The sequence below is a fragment of the Campylobacter sp. RM16188 genome (assembly GCF_012978795.1).
Taxonomy (GTDB): domain Bacteria; phylum Campylobacterota; class Campylobacteria; order Campylobacterales; family Campylobacteraceae; genus Campylobacter_A; species Campylobacter_A canis.
Genome location: NZ_LIWQ01000038.1, coordinates 1 through 848, shown reverse-complemented (window position 1 = coordinate 848; position 848 = coordinate 1). Strand labels below are relative to the sequence as shown.

The 848-nt window shown below is 37.1% G+C and carries 2 protein-coding genes; both read right to left on the bottom strand.

Annotated features, from left to right (window positions below; translation table 11 throughout):
* Positions 1–78 precede the first annotated feature (78 nt).
* A complete protein-coding gene (locus CDOM16188_RS11080) occupies positions 79–615 on the bottom strand; it encodes a phage virion morphogenesis protein (protein ID WP_172202203.1) in 537 nt (178 codons plus the stop codon).
* Positions 590–811 (bottom strand): hypothetical protein, encoded by a 222-nt coding sequence (locus CDOM16188_RS11075; protein WP_216656295.1) that lies wholly within the window; start codon positions 809–811, stop codon positions 590–592. Before CDOM16188_RS11075 ends, CDOM16188_RS11080 begins: the two co-directional genes overlap by 26 nt.
* Between the last annotated feature and the right edge of the window lie 37 nt (positions 812–848).

Below are 848 nucleotides of genomic sequence, written 5' to 3'. Positions count from 1 at the left end.
ATCCCTCTGCCAAATCTGAGGGCATCTCTTGCTTTACCTTTATGTTATTATACCAAAATCACCAAAATTTGACTAATGCTATTTAAACTCGCTCGTTAGCTTCTTGTCTAGAAATTTAAGTATATTTTCTTTTAGATTGGGCTCTAGCTCCCCGTTACTATCTATTGGCAAAAACGGTCTAGCCGGTATATTTAGTTTAGAGCTTCCGAATTGATGAGTAAGTCCGTATGCAAAGCCATTGTTTGAGCTATTATTTGATACGGTTACGCTGTTTTTAGTTGATTTTATATGCCAGTTGTCAGCTAGATCTCCGCTTAGTCTTAGTATTTTCTTTGATCCGCCGGCACCAAATTTATCTAAAAATCCCTTTTTCTGTCTTTTTCCACTCTTCGTATACGCCCTTTTTCTTCCGCCTGCATATCTTAAGGCGGTTTTTGCACTTATGGGTTTCCATCTTTCGCCAAAAGGGCTAGTTTCTGTTTCAAAGGATCTTTCTATCTTGTTACGGATCATATTGCCAATCGTATCAAAATCGCTTTTATCTAGGTTTTTCAGCTCCTCAAGCCTTTTTAATTTAGCTTCAATCTCATCAAGCCCCTTTATTTCTATACTCATCTCTTGCTCTTATGAATTTTTCAAGGTATTCGTCGTTTTGTTTGACGATTTCTATAGTAGTCCATGTCCTACCGCAGCTATCGCATTTTCTAAAGCGAGTTGTTTCAAGACCCTTTACCGTAGCGCTTACTCTGGTCTTTTCATATCCACAATATGGGCAAAAAATAAAACACCTCCATTGTAATATGGCAAGCATTCTATCAATTTTTTAAAATTTTCCACAGGTCTTTAAG